This is a genomic window from Xanthomonas rydalmerensis, from assembly GCF_033170385.1.
Lineage (GTDB): Bacteria > Pseudomonadota > Gammaproteobacteria > Xanthomonadales > Xanthomonadaceae > Xanthomonas_A > Xanthomonas_A rydalmerensis.
The window spans coordinates 2,536,834-2,553,020 of the sequence record NZ_CP126170.1; the positions used below are offsets into that span (position 1 = coordinate 2,536,834).

Consider the following 16,187-nt stretch of genomic DNA (forward strand, 5'->3'; position numbering starts at 1 on the left):
CGCGCAGTATAGCCAGCTGCTGCGGCGCCGCAAGTCCGCGCGGCGCAGGCGGCGCCCCGCATTCACTGCGCAGCCAGCACCAGCCGCGGATGCGTCGCCGGCGCCACCTGCTGGCGCGCGCGCAACCAGGCCGCCAGTTCGCGCGGCGGCAGCGGCCGCGAGTGCAGATAGCCCTGGATCTCGTCGCAGCCCTGCTCGCGCAGCAGCGCCTCTTCCTGCACGGTTTCCACGCCCTCGGCCACCACCTGCATGCCCAGCGCGTGGCCGAGCTGCACGATCGCCTGGGTGACCTTGGCAGTGCCAGTGTCGTGCAGCATGTCCTGCACGAAGCTGCGGTCGATCTTCAGGCGCTGCACCGGGAAGCGGTTGAGGTAATGCAGGTTGGAGAAGCCGGTACCGAAATCGTCCACCGCCAGCAGCACGCCTTCCTGTTCGAACAGTTCGAAGCAGCGGCGCAGCGATTCGCTGTCGCGGATCAGCGCCGACTCGGTCAGCTCCAGCTCCAGCCGCTTCGGCGACCAGCCGTTGCGCTGGCACAGCTCGATCACCCGCTCGGCGAAGCCGCGGTCGCGCAACTGCATCGCCGAGACGTTCACCGAGACGCGGTCGAAGCTCAGCCCCGCCGCATCCCAGGCCGCGGCCTGGCGGCAGGCCTCGCCGATCACCCAGTCGCCCAGGCGTACGATCTCGCCGCACTCCTCGGCGATCGGAATGAACTCGGCCGGATTGCAGTGGCCATGGCCGGGGCGATGCCAGCGCAGCAGCGCTTCGACCGCCGGGGCCCGCTCGCCCGCCGCATGCACCAGCGGCTGGTACACCAGCGAGAACTCCTCGCGGTCCAGCGCGCCGTGCAGGGCGTGCTCGATCTCCAGGCGCCGCTGCGCACGCAGCAGCACGTCCTGGCTGTAGTAGTGGCAGGTGTTGCGTCCGGACTCCTTGGCCGCGTACATCGCCGCATCGGCCGCGCGCAGCAGGCCGTCGAAGTCCTGGCGCCCCTCCTCCATCAGCGCGATGCCGATGCTGGCGCCGATCTTGATCACGTTCTCGCCGCTGTGCAGCGGTTCGGCCAGCGCCGCGATCAGCTTGCGCGCCACGTGCCCGGCGTCGCCGGGCTCGGCCAGGTCGCGCAGCACCACCACGAATTCGTCGCCGCTGAAGCGGCCGAACAGGTCGCTGGTGCGCAGTTGCTGATGCATGCGGGTGGCCGCCAGCTTCAGCAGTGCGTCGCCGGTGGCGTGGCCGAAGGAATCGTTGATGCTCTTGAAGCCGTCCAGGTCGACGAACAGCATCGCCAGCGTGGTGCCGCGCTCCACCGAATCGTGCATCGCCTTCTCGGCCTGTTCGCGCAGCAGCTGCCGGTTCGGCAGGCCGGTGAGCAGGTCGTAGTGGGCCAGCAGCTCGATGCGCTCGCTGGCCTCGCGTTCACGGGTGATGTCGCGGAACAGCACCACGAAGCGCGGCGGCAGACCGTCGCGCTCGTCCAGTTCGATCAGCACCTGCACCCAGATGCGCTGCCCGGACGGGCGGTGGAAGCACAGGTCCAGTTGCTCCGGCAGGCCGCCCTCGGCGATGCGCGCCAGTGCCGACTCGAACGCATCGCGCGAGTCCTGGGTGTACAGGGCCAACGCGTGATCCAGATCGATGGCCTCCTTGCGCAGGCCATGGATGCGATAGCACTCCTCGGTCCACTGCATGCGCCGGGTGCCGACCTCGATCTCGCAGCCGCCGATCTTGCCCAGCGCCGAGACCCGGTTGAGCAGTTCGGTGCGCCAGCGGATCAGCGCGTCGGTCTGGCGCTGCTCGGTGATGTTCTGCACCTGGCCCAGCACGCGCTGGACGCGGCCGTCGGCCTCCACCTGCGGCTGCGCCCACACCCGCAGGTGCAGCGGCGACTCGCTGCCGCGCAACAGCTCCACCTCGAAATTGGCCGGTTTGGCCTCGCGCGCCATGCGCCGCCAGATCGAGATCAGCTGCGCCATCGAATCGCGGCTGAGCAGGCGCAGCCAGCCGCGGCTGCTCGGCGTCTGCTGTTCGTCCAGGCCGGTGACGCGCAGGAACTCGCGCGAGCACCACACCCGGTCATTCAGCGGATCCCAGGACCAGCTGCCCATGCGGGTCATGCGCTGCGCCTCGCGCAGCAGGGTCTGCTGGTCGCGCAGGCGCTGCTCGAGCAGCTTCTGCTCGTGGATGTCGGTGTGCGTGCCGATCATGCGCAGCGGGCTGCCGTCGGCGGTGCGCGCGACGATCCGGCCGCGGTCCAGGATCCAGTGCCACTGCCCGTCCTGCCGGCGCAGGCGGAACTCGCACATGTAGGTTTCGGTGCTGCCCTCGAAATGCGCGCGGATCGCCTGGCGCAGGCGCTCCTGGTCGTCGCTGTGGACCAGCGGCAGCAGCGCGTTCAGGCCATCGGCCGGGGCATCGCCGCCGTAGCCGAGCATGCGTTTCCAGCGTTCGGAGCGGAAAATGGTGTCGCTGGGGATGTCCCAGTCCCACAGGCCGTGCTCGGCGCTGTCCAGGGCGATTTCCCAACGGGTGGCGCCGTCGCTGCCGACCGGTTCGGGCACGCTGAGGGTGTAGGCCAGCAGGCCGCCGCTGTCGTCGCGGACCGCACGCAGCCAGCCGTCCAGGCGCCGCCCGGCGGTGCCGGGCAAGGCGCAGGCCAGCATGGTCTCGCCGCCAAGCAGGCGCTCGCGGGCCGCACGCAGCAGCTCGGCGTACGCCTCCACGGTGCGCGGCAACTCCAGTGCCTGCGCTGCCCGGTTCGCCGCCAGCGGCCTGCCATCGGCGTCCAGCAGGACGAGCGCCGAGGTGAGCGGGTGCTGCAGCAAGCTTGCGATGACGCCTTGATCCACGCCGAGATACTCCGTTTCGCCGCCCTGAAGGCCAGCGGTCGAAGGTGATAACGGCATCCGCTGGCATTAATTGAGCGCCGACACTGCCCGGCGATGGGCCGCGGCGGCCGTCAGCGGCTAAGATGTCCGCCGGACACGGATCACCGCAGCAGGCTGCCGGGGCATGCAACCACAACGCGACAGTGCCTTGCCCACCCAGGCGACCTCCGGCATGCGCTTGGCGCAACGCCTGGACCGCGGCATCTGGCGCGTGGTGTTGCTGTACGTGCTGCTGGGGCTGGCGCTGTCGATCGGCAGCGACCTGGTTCTGGTGCACTTCGTAGACGATCGCGGCACGTTGGTCGCTCTTCAGCTGGTCAACGACGCCCTGTTCCTGGCGCTGACCGCGGTTGCCCTCTATTACCTGCTGCGCCCGCTGGTGCGCGCCGCGGTGCAGGCGCACACCCGGCTGGCGCTGTCGGAGGCCGGCTACCGGCAGATGTTCCACGCCAATCCCAGCCCGATGCTGGTCTACGACCTGGAAGGCCTGCGCATCCTCGACGTGAACCCGGCGGCGGTCGCCTTCTTCGGCTGGTCGCACGACGAGTTCGTCGGCTTGGAGCTGGCCCGGCTGTGGCCGCCCAGTGCCAGCGCCCGCCTGGCCGAGGTGATCGAGACGATCCGGCAGACGCCGTCCAAAACCTGCGTGGTGGCCGAGCCGCTGCGCCTGCGCGACGGCAGCCAGTGCATGGCCGAGGCGCGCAGCACCAGCCTGGACTACCACGGCCGGCAGGCGCGGCTGGTGGTGATCAGCGACCGCAGCGCCGAGTACGACGCGCAGCGCCGCCGCGACCAGGCCCTGCAGCATCTGCAGGAGGCGCAGTCGATCGCGCGGTTGGGCTCGTGGCAACTGGACCGGGCCAGCGGCCTGGGCAGCTATTCCGAGCAGGTCTACCGCATGCTCGGCCGGCGCGTGCCGGAACAGCCGCGCCAGCACCGCCTGGAAGAGCTGCTGGTGCCGCCCGACGTGCCGTCGCAGGCGCGTATCCAGCGGGTGATCGAGGACCTGTGCGGCAGCGCGCCGTTGCAACTGGACATGCTGCTGCCGGTGCTGGCCGCCGACGGCCAGGCGCGCATGCTGCACCTGCGCGCCGAATCGTCCAGCGACGACGAGGGCAGCGCCTGCGTGCACGGCACCCTGCAGGACGTGACCGAGCACGAGCGCTCGCGGCGCCTGCTGCACGAGCGCGAGGAGCAGTTCCGGGAACTGGTGCGGGTGCTGCCGGACGGGGTGGCGATCCTGCACCAGGAACACGTGCTGTACGCCAACGCCGCCTGTGCCGGACAGTTCGGCTTCGAGGGCGAGAACCTGCTCGGCGAGCCGCTGCAGGGCCTGGTCGACAGCGCCGATCTGCCGCTCGTGCGGCAGCGGATGGGCGCGGCCGGCGCCAAGGGCGAACGCGGTGCCACCGCGCGCATGTGCCGCCGCGACGGCTCGCTGTTCCACGCCGGGCTGTCGTTCGGCAACGTCCGCTACAGCGGCCGCGACTGCAAGCTGTTGATCGTGCGCGACCTCAGCGAACCGGAGCGCATGCGCGATGCGCTGGCGCAGAGCAACCGCGAGCTGCAGGCGATGGCGCGGCGCCTGTTCTCGCTGCAGGAAGACGAGCGCCGCGCGATCTCGCGCGACCTGCACGACGACATCGGCCAGGCGATCACCGCGATGAAGCTGTCCGCGCACGCCGCATTGGACGAGACCGACGCCGAGCGCCGGCGCGAGGACCTGAGCGAGATCGTGAACCTGGCCGACAGCAGCATCACCAAGCTGCGCAACCTCTCCACCCTGCTGCGGCCGCCGCAACTGGACGCGCTGGGCCTGGAAGCGGCGCTGCGCTGGCAGGCCGGCATGCTGTTCCGCGCCTCGCCGGTGCGCCTGCACCTGGACATCGCCGCCCTGCCCGAGCGCCCCAGCGGCGAGGTCGAACAGGCCTGTTTCCGCATCGCCCAGGAAAGCCTGACCAACGTGCTGCGCCACGCCAGCGCCGGCGAAGTGCGGATGACCCTCGGCGACGAGGAACGCCAGCGCCTGCGCCTGGAAGTGGTCGACGATGGCGACGGTTTCGATCCGGCCGGCCCGCGCGGCCTGGGCCTGATCGTGATGCGCGAGCGCGCGCAGAGCGCCGGCGGTACCCTGCAGATCGACACCGCGCCCGGCGCTGGAACCCGGGTCTCGCTGTGCCTGCCCTACACCACCGCGGCAGCGCCGTCGCCCCCGCCTGGAACCTGAGCCGATGTGGAATCCCGCCAGCGCCGTACCCGTGGACGACGAACTGCCGTCGCGCCTGGGTGCGGGCCATCCCGCCCTGACCGGCATGATCGCCGAGGCCTTGGCCGGTGGGCCGGGGGTGATGCTGCTGCACATCGACATCGACCACTTCGCCTCGATCAACGAGAACATGAGCCCGGAGGTCGGCGACCAGGCGCTGGCGCTGCTGGCGCACCGGCTGCAGGCGCACTTGCGCGGCCGCGGCCTGCTGTGGCGCCACGGCAGCGACGAACTGGTGATGGCGGTGCCGCGCACCGCCGACGTGCCCCCACCGGAAGCCTTCGCCGAGGAGATCCGGCAGCAGATCGAGCTGCCGCTGTCGGTGCTGCCGTACACCCTGTTCATGACCGGCAAGATCGGCGTGAGCCTGTGCCCGGAGCATTCCACGCGCCTGTCGACCCTGCTCGACTTCGCCGAGGACGCGGTCTACCAGGCCGCGCGCGAAGGCGGCAACCTGGTGCGCCTGTATGCCGCCGACGGCCCGCCCAGCGCGCACAGCGAGAGCATCATCTCGCGGCAGATCGTCGACGCCATTCCCAACGGCGAGCTGCGCCTGCGCTACCAACCGATGGTCAGCGCCCGCGACGGACGCGTGGTCGGCATGGAATCGCTGCTGCGCTGGCAGTCGCCGACCCTGGGCATCCTAGTGCCGGAGCGCTTCATGCGCACCGCCGAGCGCCTGGGCGTGATCGTGCAGATCGGCACCTGGGTGATGGAGGGCGCATTGCGCCAGGCGCGGCTATGGCGCGACCAGGGCTTCGACGACTTCACCATCGCGGTCAACGTCTCCACCCTGCAGCTGCTGCGCCCGACCTTCTTCAACGAAGTGATGTCGGCGCTGCAGGCGGCCGGGGTGCCGCCGCAGATGATGGTGCTGGAGATCAACGAAAGCGCGCTGACCAACAACGTCAACTTCGTCCACGAGACCCTGGCCAACCTGTGCCGCGAAGGCATCAGCCTGAGCCTGGACAACTTCGGCACCGGCGACTCCAGCCTCAGCGCGCTGGTGCGCTACCCGGTGGACAAGCTGAAGATCGACCGCAGCTTCATCAAGAGCGCACCGGCCGGCAACCGCGAGGCGGCGATCGCCCGCGCGATCATCGCCATGGGCCACCAGCTGGGCATGGTGGTGATCGCCAACGGCGTCGAATCGCAGGCGCAGCTGGGTTTCCTGCGCCGCAACGACTGCGACATCTTCCAGGGCTACCTGTTCGGCGAACCGATGTCCGCCGAAGCCGCGGGTATGGCGCTGCGCCGGCGCTACCTGCGCCCGGAATCGTTCACCGAAACCCGCCCGGACCGCACCCTGCTACTGCTCGACGATGAGGAGAACGTGCTGCGCTCGCTTGTACGGCTGTTCCGCCGCGATGGCTACCGCATCCTCGCCGCCGGCAACGTCCGCGACGCCTTCGACCTGCTCGCCACCAACGACGTGCAAGTGATCCTGTCCGACCAGCGCATGTCCGACATGAGCGGCACCGAGTTCCTGGGCCGGGTGAAGATGCTCTACCCGGACACCATCCGCCTGGTCCTGTCCGGCTACACCGACCTGGCCACCGTCACCGACGCGATCAACCGTGGCGCGATCTACCGCTTCCTGACCAAGCCGTGGAACGACGACGAACTGCGCGAACACATCCGCCAGGCCTTCCGCACGCACGACGAACAGCGGCGGGATGCGGGGCCCTGAGGGGCGGGGATTGGGCATTGGGGATTGGGGATTCGTAAAAGCGCGGTGTCGGCATTTCATTGACACGCGCGGATGGGAACAGCAAACGCAAAAGCGCTTTTGCCAATCCCGAATCCCCACTCCCGAATCCCAGCCTCTCAGCTACTTCGGCTGCCGCACCGGAATCACGATCCGGAACGTCGAGCCGTCGCCCACGGTGCTGCTGACATCGATGCGGCCGTGGTGCTTGTTGATGATGCCGTAGGAGATCGACAGGCCCAGGCCGGTGCCGCTGCCGACCGGCTTGGTGGTGAAGAACGGGTCGAAGATGCGCTGCAGCAGGTCCGCCGGAATGCCGGCGCCGGAGTCCTTGAACTCGATCCACACCTCTTCGCCGTCCTGGCCGGTGCTGACCACGATGGTGCCGCGCTCGCCGATCGCCTGGCCGGCATTGAGCAGCAGGTTCATGTACACCTGGTTGAGCTCGGACGGCAGGCACTCCACCAGCGGCAGGTTGCCGTAGTGGCGCTCCAGGGTGACCTTGTACTTGAGCTCGTTCCAGATGATGTTGATGGTGGATTCCAGACCCGAGTGCAGGTCCACCAGCTTCCACGACTCCTCGCGGCCGGAATAGGAGAAGTCCTTGAGGTCGCGGACGATGCGGGTGACCCGCTCGATGCCTTCGCGCGACTCGGCCATCAGCTGCGGCAGGTCGCGGCTGATGAAGTCGATGTCGAAGCGGTTGCGGATGTCGTCGATCTCCGGGATCAGCGCCTTCGGATCGGGCGCGCGCAGGGCGCGCTCGTAGGCCTCGATCAGGGTGAACAGGCTGCGCAGATACTCCTGCAGGCTGCCCAGATTGGAGTGGACATAGCCGATCGGATTGTTGATCTCGTGGGCGACGCCGGCGGCGAGCTGGCCGATCGAGGCCATCTTCTCCGACTGCAGCAGCTTTTCCTGAGCGCCGTTGAGGCGCAGGTAGGCCTGGCGCAGCTCGGCATGGCGCTGCTGCAGTTCCTGTTCGTAGTCCTGCTGGCCTTCGATGCCCTGGATCAGCATCAGGTAATGGCCGCCGTCCGCATCGGCATGGAAGTACAGATGCGCCAGCACCACGTGGTGTTCGGTCGGCAGGCTCCCGCTCCAACGGCCGCTGCTGCGCGCCTGCGACAGCGCATCGCTCGGCAGCCACTGCGCCAGGTGCGCAGCCAGGCCGGCGTCGGTGCCGGAAAGATGGCGGCGCGCGGCGCTGTTGGCCAGCAGCAGTTGCCCGTCGGCACGGAACAGCACCACGCCTTCGTACAACAGTTCGCTCAGCGCGAGCAGGTGCTCGCGCGAGGGCAGGACAAGCGGTTGGTTGGGATTGATTTCGGCGAAATTCACGACAGGCCGCGGGCGATCGATGGATGCCCAATATACGCCGTTGGCGCCGGCGGATGCGCGACCCGCGTTGGGACGCGCTGCGGCTTACGCGACTGCCAGGGGACGCTGGGAGAGCGGCGTGCTGGACTGGCCGTTGGCGTCGTAGGACGACGCGCTCTCGCTGCGGCCGAGGTGGCGCAATGCCCAGTTGACCTCGCGTCGTCGCCGCGACAGCAGCGCGCCGTTGGCGCGGTTGGCGTCGGCCAGCTCGCGCAGGCGCAACTCGGCCTCGGCGCCGGCGGGCACATCGGCCTCCAGTGCGCGCAGTGCCGCCAGCTTGGCGCTGGTCGCCTGCATGAGGCCTTCCACGTTGTGATCCAACAAGGCCTGGCGCTCGCCGGCGAGCGCGTCGCTGAGCTGCTGCAGGAGGTTGGTCACGGACATGTTCATGCGCCGAGTTGCCGATCCATATCGATCATGCGGCTGGCGATCGCGTCGGGGTTGATCTTGTAGCTGCCGTTCTGCAGCGCACTGCGCACCGCATCGACGCGGCTGCTGTCCACCGCCGGAGCGGCCGACAGTTGGCGTTGTAGGGTCTGCAGGCCGGAGGCCTCGCCGGTCAGGCGCAGGCTATCGGTTGCAGCGGCCGCACCGACCGCACGGTCCTTGCCTTCCTCGGACGCGCCGGAGGCGGCCTTGGTCGAGACGGACGACGTGCGAAGGGTGGCCGGGCTCGGCAAATTCCCTTCAATTTTCTGGGTCATGACGGACATCCTGTTACGGGTTCGGTGTAGGTAACGGCACAGCGTCGGAGAACTTTAGCCGGATTCTTAGCGCGTCACTAAAACGTCGCCATTTTGTGACACAGTTCCCTGAACGATACGCCGGGACGACAGGTTTTCGACGGTCACCCGCTCGTTTTCGCCCGCATCGCCCAATGCGCGCCCGGCCATCCGCACTTCCAGACCGCCGCTGCGTGCCACGAGCGCCACATTGTCGCCGCGCCGGACCAGCCGCGGCGCGACCAGGTCGGTGGTGGACAACAAGGTGCCGGCCGGCAGGGTGCGCCGCGCCACCTGGCCGATCGCCATCTCCGGCTCGGTCATCGCGGCGCCGACGATGCGCGCCGCGTCGCGCTTCTCGGGAACGATATCGGCCGCGCCGATGGTTTCTCCAGCGGACAGGCCGCGCGCAAGCACCAGCACGTGCTGCATGCGCCGCACCTTGACCGGCACGAACAGCCGCCAGCCGGTCTCGCGCGGGCAGCTCACCTCAACGGTCGTGGTGCCGGTCGGCTGGGCCTGCAACGGCACCGGGCACAGCGGCACCCGCACCGACGGGTCCAGGGTCGCCTCGGCGTCGGCGTCGGCCCCGGCCAGGGACAGCGCCGCGGCACGGATCGAGTCCACCGACTGGAAGTCCGCGGCCCAGGCCGGCGTCGCCGCCAGCAGGACCAGCAATAGGATCGGGCGCATGGCCGTCTCTGTGGGAAAGGTCGCCGACACCATGCAAAGGCCGTGCCGCAAACCGCACGCCCGATCCGCACCGCGCCCTCAAGTTCCGCCGCGCAGGCGCCGATATGAACGCCATGAGTCATGACCTTCTCAACCGAATCGACCAGCGCACCCGCTTGGCGGGCCACAACCGGCTTGCCCTGCTGCTGTTCCGGCTGGGCGGTCGTCAGCTTTTTGGCGTGAACGTCTTCAAGGTGCAGGAAGTGCTGCGCCGGCCGGAGTTGTTCCAGGTGCCCGGGCTGCCACTGCAATTCTCCGGCGTCGCCGACGTGCGCGGGCGCTCGGTACCGGTGCTCGACCTGGGCCTGGCCATCGGCCACCCGGAGCGCGAGCCGAACGCGGATACCGCGCCAGCCTATCTGGTGGTGACCGAGTTCAATCGGTCGGTCCAGGGCTTCCTGGTCAGCGGCGTGGAGCGCATCGTCAACATCGCGGTGGAGGACATCCATCCGCCGCCGGAACTGGGCGCCGAATCCAGCTACCTGACCGCGGTGACCCGCTTCCAGGGCGAGCTGATCCAGGTGATCGACGTGGAGAGCGTGCTGGCCGACATCGCCCAGACCCGGGTCGAGGCCAACCTTGATCCTTCGCTGGCCCTCACCGGCCCGCAGTTGCAGGTACTGGTGGTGGACGACTCGCGGGTGGCGCGGCAGCAGATCCGCAGCGTGCTGGACCAGCTCGGGGTCGCTGCGACCCTGCTCTCGGACGGTCGCCAGGCCCTGGACCATCTCTTGCAGATCCATGCGGCCGGCGAGAACCCGGCCGAGCGCTACGCCATGGTGATCTCGGACATCGAGATGCCGGCGATGGACGGCTATACGCTGACGACGGAAATCCGCCGCCATCCAGGCCTGGCCGGCCTGTACGTGCTGTTGCACACCTCGCTGTCGGGCGTGTTCAACAACGCGATGGTCGAGCGCGTGGGCGCCAACGCCTTCGTGGCCAAGTACAGTCCCAACGAGTTGGCCGAGTACGTGCTCACCCGGCTGCGGGTCGTCGCCGCGGCCGCGCAGGCGGCCTGACCCGGGCGCCGCGCCCCGCCGCGCGGCCTGCCTGACGGCATATTAAAGACAGCGGACGCTTCCGGCGTCCCGCGGCCGAACCCTGATCGCACGGGCCCGGCGCCCGACTTTGGCACGCGCCTTGCCTGTGGTTTCGGCAACGAACCGCGGGATCGTGCCATGTCCAATCCGATCACAGCCTACTTCGGCGTCCATGGCGACGCCCTGCCGCTGCGCGAGCAGCGCATGAAGCTGATCGCTAGCAACCTCAGCAACGTCGACACGCCCGGGTACAAGGCCCAGGACCTGGATTTCGACGCGGCGATGCGTGCCGCACAGGGACAGCGCGAGGGCACCCAGCTCGCGGTCGACGACAGCCGCCACATCGCCGTCGGCGGCGACGGCCTGAACCCGTTCCAGGTCACCCGCTTCGCCAGCCAGCCCAGCCTGGACGGCAACACCGTCGATCCGGATGCCGAACGCGCCGCCTACGGCCGGGCCGCGCTGGAGTACCGCGCCTCGCTGAGCTTCATTGAATCCAAGGTGCGCAACATGCTCACCGCGATCACGGGCCAATAAGCATGAGCAACCTGCCGATCTTCGACGTCGCCGGCTCCGCGCTCAAGGCGCAGTCGGTGCGCATGAGCACCATCGCCAGCAACCTGTCCAACGCCGATTCGGTGGCCGGTTCGGCGGAGGCGGCCTACAAGCCGATCGAGCCGATCTTCCAGGCGGTGCGCAATCCGCACGACAGCAGCCTGACCTCGGTCAACGTCAAGGAAATCGCCCAGACCAACGCGCCGCCGATCAAGCGCTACGAACCCGGCCATCCGCTCGCCGATTCCGAGGGCTACATCTATTCGCCCGATGTGGACCCGGTCTCGCAGATGGTCAACCTGATCTCCGCCTCGCGCAATTACCAGGCCGGCGTGGAGGTTCTCAACACTGCCAAGGAACTGGCGCTGGCCACTCTGACCATGGGCCGCTGAGCCGCCCTCCTTCCGCCGTCTCACGTTCCAGGACCGCCTCCATGACCAGCGTCACCAGTTCCACCGACACCACCTATTCCAATCTTGGCCTGAGCGCCTCGAGCAATACCAGCACCACCAGCGGCAAGGCGCTGCAGCAGGCCGACTTCCTGAAGCTGATGACCGAACAGCTGCAGCACCAGGATCCGCTCAAGCCGATGGACAACAGCCAGATGGTCGCGCAGATGGCGCAGCTGTCCACCGTGCAGGGCATCGGCGACCTCAACAAGACCGTGACCGCGCTGTCCTCGTCGATGAGCACCGACCAGGTATTGCGCGGCGCCAACCTGATCGGCCACAAGGTGCTGGTGCCGTCGGCCTCGCTGCCGCTGGGCGCCGAAGGCAGCACCGGCGGCCTGGTGGCGGCCAAGGACGCAGGCGTGGTCGACGTCACCGTCAGCGATGCCAACGGCCAGCCGATCAAGAAGATCAGCCTGACCGCCGACAAGGCCGGCCAGCTCGATTTCGCCTGGGACGGCACCGACGCCAGCGGCAAGCGCATGCCGGCCGGCAGCTACAGCATCACTGCTGGGCAGACCGACGCCAAGGGCAACCAGCTCTCCCTGTCCACCTACGTCCAGGCGCCGGTCGAGAGCGCCATCATCGGATCGGACGGCATCTATCTCGACCTGACCGGGCTCGGCACCACGCCGCTGACCAACGTTCTCCGCGTCAGCTAACGCCACGCCGACCATCCACAGGAGTCCACCATGGGTTTCAATACATCGCTGTCAGGCCTCAGGGCGGCCAATACCGACCTCAACGTCACCGCCAACAACATCGCCAACGCCAACACCACCGGCTTCAAGGGCTCGCGCGCCGAGTTCGCCGACCAGTTCACGCTCAACGGCTACGGCCTGGCGCGCAACGCGGTGGGTTCGGGCGTGCGCGTCAGCAACGTCGCCCAGCAGTTCTCGCAGGGCACCATCGATCCGACCGGGCGCAGCCTGGACCTGGCCATCTCCGGTTCCGGCTTCTTCACCCTGTCCAACAACGGTGCCCGCGTGTACTCGCGTGCCGGCAACTTCCAGACCGACGCCAACGGCTACGTGGTCAATCCGCAGGGCGGCCGCCTGCAGGTGTTCCCGCCGGCCAGCAACGGCAACGGCTTCGCCGCCGGCACCCTGACCGACCTGCAGCTGCTGACCACCGACAGCCCGCCCAAGCAGACCAGTACGGTCAACCTGACCTTCACCCTGCCCGGCAACACCCAGCCGCCGACGGTGGCCACGTTCGATCCGAACGACGCCAACAGCTACAACAACTCCAGCGGCGGCACCACGGTGTACGACTCGCTGGGCGTGGCCCACGTGCAGACCTCGTACTTCGTCAAGACCTCCACGCCCAACCAGTGGACCGTCTACAACTACGTGGACGGCGTCGCCGCCGGCGGTGCCAGCACGCTGCAGTTCTCCAACAGCGGCGCGCTGGTCAGCCCGCCTGACGGCAAGATCGCGCTGGGCACCTTCACCCCCAGCACCGGTGCCGGCACCCTGTCGCTGAACCTGAATGTGTTCGGGTCGACCCAGTACGGCGAGGCCTTCGCCCTGCGCGGTTCGACCCAGGACGGCTACGCCAGCGGCAAGCTCAACTCGATCAGCATCGACGAGAAAGGCATCGTCTACGCGCGCTACTCCAACAACGCCGACAAGGCGCTGGGCCAGATCGCGGTGACCAACTTCGTCAATCCGCAGGGCCTGAGTTCGCTCGGCGACAACGCCTGGGCGGAAAGCTCGGCCTCGGGCCTGGCCCGGACCGGCTCACCGGCGACCTCGGACTTCGGCAGCGTGCAGTCCGGCGCGCTGGAATCCTCGACCGTCGACCTGACCGAGCAGCTGGTCAACATGATCGTGGCCCAGCGCAACTTCCAGGCCAACTCGCAGGTGATCTCGACCCAGGATCAGGTCACGCAGACGATCATCAATATGCGTTAAGGCCGGGATTGGTGATTCGGGATTGGTGATTCGTCACCGCTGGCGTCCCGTCGACCGGGCGCCAGCTTGAGCCACCACTTCCGATCGTCTGCGGTACTTCCGCTTCTTCGAATCCCGAATCCCTTCTCCCGAATCACGGCCCACACCCATGGACAAAGCCCTCTACGTCGCCATGACCGGCGCCCGCGCCTCGCTGCAGGCGCAGGCCACCGTGTCGCACAACCTGGCCAATGTCGAGACCTCCGGGTTCAAGGCGGCGTTGGCCAACACCGAGGCGTATCGGATTCCTGGCGCCGGTTATCCGTCGCGTATCGATGCGCTGCACATCGACCAGGGCTTCAACCGCGACGTCGGCGCCCAGCACACGACCGGTAATCCGCTGGATGTGTCGCTGGATGCCGATCGCTGGCTGGCGGTGCAGTCGTCCGACGGCAAGGAGGCGTACACGCGCGGCGGCGAATTGGCGCTGACCCCGAACGGCCAGCTGGTCACCGCCAGCGGCCATGCGGTGCTCGACGACCAGGGCAACCCGGTCTCGATTCCGCCGCACCAGTCGCTGGAAATCGGCAACGACGGCACGGTGTCGATCGTGCCGCTGGGCGAAGCCCCCACCGCGATGAGCACCATCGCCACGCTGAAGGTGGTACAGGCGCCGCCGGACCAGCTCAGCCGCCGTCCCGACGGCCTGATGCGCAACGTCAGCGACGATCCGGCCAAGGCCTTCGCGCCGGCCACCGGCAACTCGCTGCGCACCGGCATGCTCGAAGGCAGCAACGTCGATGCCGCCGGCGCGCTGGTGCAGATGATCCAGTTGCAGCGCCAGTTCGAAATGCAGGTCAAGGTCATCAAGAACGGCGACGAGAACGCGCAGTCGGCCAACACCCTGCTGCGTCTGAACGGCTAAGGCACGCCGCGGCGCCTCAGGTGCCGGTTTGGCACGGCACGTGCATCACTCCCTGCGCCCCCGGCGCGTCGTGCCGGGGCCACCATCAGAGGAACTCGGGTCATGAATCAGGCTTTGTGGGTCGCCAAGACCGGACTGGATGCGCAGCAGACGCGCATGTCGGTCGTGTCCAACAACCTGGCCAACACCAACACCACCGGTTTCAAGCGCGACCGCGCCAACTTCGAGGACCTGCTGTACCAGCAGGTGCGGCAGCCCGGCGGCGCCAGTTCCTCGCAGACGCAGTTGCCCTCGGGCCTGCAGATCGGTACCGGCGTGCGCGTGGTCGCCACCGCCAAGGATTTCGAGCAGGGCAGCCAGCAGCAGACCGGCCGCGCCCTGGACGTGATGGTCAACGGCCGCGGCTTCTTCGAAGTGCAGATGCCGGACGGCACCACGGCCTACACCCGCGACGGCAGCTTCCAGATCGATGCGCAGGGCCAATTGGTCACCAACAGCGGCTACGCAATCCAGCCGGGTATCCAGATCCCGGAAGGCGCGCAGTCGGTGACCATCGGCAACGACGGCACGGTCAGCGTGCAGGTCGCCGGCACCGCCGCCGCGCTGCAGGTCGGCTCGCTGACCCTGACCGACTTCATCAATCCCTCGGGCCTGCAGGCCAAGGGCCAGAACCTGTACGTGGAAACCGCCGCCTCCGGCCCGGCCACGAACGGCACGCCCGGCCTCAACGGCCTCGGCAACATCGCGCAGGGTGCGCTGGAAGGCAGCAACGTCAACGTGGTGGAAGAGCTGGTGAGCATGATCGAAACCCAGCGCGCCTACGAAATGAACGCCAAGGCCATCTCCACCACCGACTCCATGCTCGGCTATCTGAACAACAACGTCTGATCCCCTCGCCTCCGGAATCCGCCATGTCGCGCCTGTCCTCTCTCTCCTTCTCCGCCGCGCTGCTGCTGCCGGTCCTGCTTGGCGGTTGCGCCGGTCTGGGCGTGGCCGCCGGCGACGTGCGTCCGTACGCGCCGATGGCGCCGATCACGCCGGTGATGGCGCCGCAGGCGCAGCCCACGGCCGGCGCGATCTACGCCGCCGGCCCCGGCCTGCAGCTGTATTCGGACCGTCGCGCCCGCGACGTCGGCGACCTGCTGACCATCACCCTGGTCGAAAGCACCAACGCCAGCAGCACCGCCAACACCAGCATCAGCAAGAAGGATGCGGTGACCATGGCCACGCCGACCCTGCTCGGCGCGCCGCTCACCGTCAACGGCACCAACATCCTCAACAACTCCACCAGCGGCGACCGCAGCTTCGCCGGCAAGGGCAACACCGCACAGAGCAACACCATGCAGGGCAGCATCACCGTGACCGTGATGCAGCGCCTGCCCAACGGCAACCTGGTGATCCAGGGCCAGAAGAACCTGCGGCTGAACCAGGGCGACGAACTGGTGCAGGTGCAGGGCGTGGTCCGCGCCGCCGACATCGCCCCGGACAACACCATTCCCTCCAGCAAGGTGGCCGAAGCGCGCATCGCCTACGGCGGCCGCGGCGCGGTCGCGCAGTCCAACGCAATGGGCTGGCTGAGCCGCTTCTTCAACTCGCGCATCTCGCCGTACTGAGGCCCGCC

At 68.4% G+C, this 16,187-nt stretch carries 15 protein-coding genes; 10 read left to right on the forward strand and 5 right to left on the reverse strand.

Annotation, left to right across the window (positions count from 1 at the left end):
• Positions 1–62: 62 nt before the first annotated feature.
• Positions 63–2,852, reverse strand: a complete 2,790-nt coding sequence (locus tag QN245_RS10635) for a sensor domain-containing protein (RefSeq protein ID WP_160967481.1) — start codon at positions 2,850–2,852, stop codon at positions 63–65.
• A gap of 163 nt (positions 2,853–3,015) precedes the next feature.
• Between QN245_RS10635 and QN245_RS10640 the strand changes: the two genes are divergently transcribed.
• Together QN245_RS10640 and QN245_RS10645 are read left to right on the forward strand one after the other, a co-directional pair.
• Complete coding sequence (locus QN245_RS10640; RefSeq protein ID WP_255421628.1) at positions 3,016–5,118, forward strand: PAS domain-containing sensor histidine kinase; 2,103 nt, start codon at positions 3,016–3,018, stop codon at positions 5,116–5,118.
• Positions 5,119–5,122: 4 nt separating this feature from the next.
• Positions 5,123–6,847 carry an EAL domain-containing protein gene (locus tag QN245_RS10645; RefSeq protein ID WP_160960862.1) on the forward strand — a complete coding sequence of 575 codons (1,725 nt, stop codon included), beginning with the start codon at positions 5,123–5,125 and terminating at the stop codon, positions 6,845–6,847.
• Positions 6,848–6,988: 141 nt separating this feature from the next.
• Here QN245_RS10645 and QN245_RS10650 read toward each other — a convergent pair whose 3' ends face one another.
• The 4 genes from QN245_RS10650 to flgA form a co-directional block, all read right to left on the reverse strand.
• Positions 6,989–8,206, reverse strand: coding sequence for an ATP-binding protein (locus tag QN245_RS10650; RefSeq protein WP_160967483.1), 1,218 nt, complete (start codon positions 8,204–8,206; stop codon positions 6,989–6,991).
• An 84-nt stretch (positions 8,207–8,290) separates the two neighbouring features.
• On the reverse strand, positions 8,291–8,629 hold the full coding sequence (locus tag QN245_RS10655; protein WP_167087820.1) for a flagellar protein FlgN: 339 nt from the start codon (positions 8,627–8,629) through the stop codon (positions 8,291–8,293).
• A 2-nt stretch (positions 8,630–8,631) separates the two neighbouring features.
• Complete coding sequence (flgM, locus tag QN245_RS10660) at positions 8,632–8,949, reverse strand: flagellar biosynthesis anti-sigma factor FlgM (RefSeq protein ID WP_160967582.1); 318 nt, start codon at positions 8,947–8,949, stop codon at positions 8,632–8,634.
• 66 nt (positions 8,950–9,015) lie between these two features.
• Positions 9,016–9,660, reverse strand: coding sequence for a flagellar basal body P-ring formation chaperone FlgA (flgA, locus tag QN245_RS10665; protein ID WP_317845351.1), 645 nt, complete (start codon positions 9,658–9,660; stop codon positions 9,016–9,018).
• A gap of 113 nt (positions 9,661–9,773) precedes the next feature.
• Between flgA and QN245_RS10670 the strand changes: the two genes are divergently transcribed.
• From QN245_RS10670 to flgH, 8 genes are all read left to right on the forward strand, one after another.
• Entirely contained in the window at positions 9,774–10,721 is a 948-nt protein-coding gene (locus tag QN245_RS10670; protein WP_160967489.1) for a chemotaxis protein, read from the forward strand.
• Between the two features lie 159 nt (positions 10,722–10,880).
• Complete coding sequence (gene flgB, locus QN245_RS10675; protein ID WP_160967491.1) at positions 10,881–11,279, forward strand: flagellar basal body rod protein FlgB; 399 nt, start codon at positions 10,881–10,883, stop codon at positions 11,277–11,279.
• 2 nt (positions 11,280–11,281) lie between these two features.
• Positions 11,282–11,689 carry a flagellar basal body rod protein FlgC gene (gene flgC / locus QN245_RS10680; protein WP_160967493.1) on the forward strand — a complete coding sequence of 136 codons (408 nt, stop codon included), beginning with the start codon at positions 11,282–11,284 and terminating at the stop codon, positions 11,687–11,689.
• Positions 11,690–11,730: 41 nt separating this feature from the next.
• A complete protein-coding gene (locus QN245_RS10685) occupies positions 11,731–12,408 on the forward strand; it encodes a flagellar hook capping FlgD N-terminal domain-containing protein (RefSeq protein ID WP_317843146.1) in 678 nt (225 codons plus the stop codon).
• A gap of 30 nt (positions 12,409–12,438) precedes the next feature.
• Positions 12,439–13,662: a flagellar hook protein FlgE gene (gene flgE, locus QN245_RS10690; protein WP_160967497.1), complete on the forward strand. Its 1,224-nt coding sequence runs from the start codon at positions 12,439–12,441 to the stop codon at positions 13,660–13,662.
• 148 nt (positions 13,663–13,810) lie between these two features.
• Positions 13,811–14,566, forward strand: a complete 756-nt coding sequence (locus QN245_RS10695; RefSeq protein ID WP_160967499.1) for a flagellar basal body rod protein FlgF — start codon at positions 13,811–13,813, stop codon at positions 14,564–14,566.
• Between the two features lie 102 nt (positions 14,567–14,668).
• A complete protein-coding gene (gene flgG, locus QN245_RS10700) occupies positions 14,669–15,454 on the forward strand; it encodes a flagellar basal-body rod protein FlgG (protein ID WP_160967501.1) in 786 nt (261 codons plus the stop codon).
• Between the two features lie 23 nt (positions 15,455–15,477).
• Positions 15,478–16,179, forward strand: a complete 702-nt coding sequence (gene flgH, locus QN245_RS10705; protein WP_160947189.1) for a flagellar basal body L-ring protein FlgH — start codon at positions 15,478–15,480, stop codon at positions 16,177–16,179.
• The last annotated feature ends 8 nt before the right edge of the window (positions 16,180–16,187 follow it).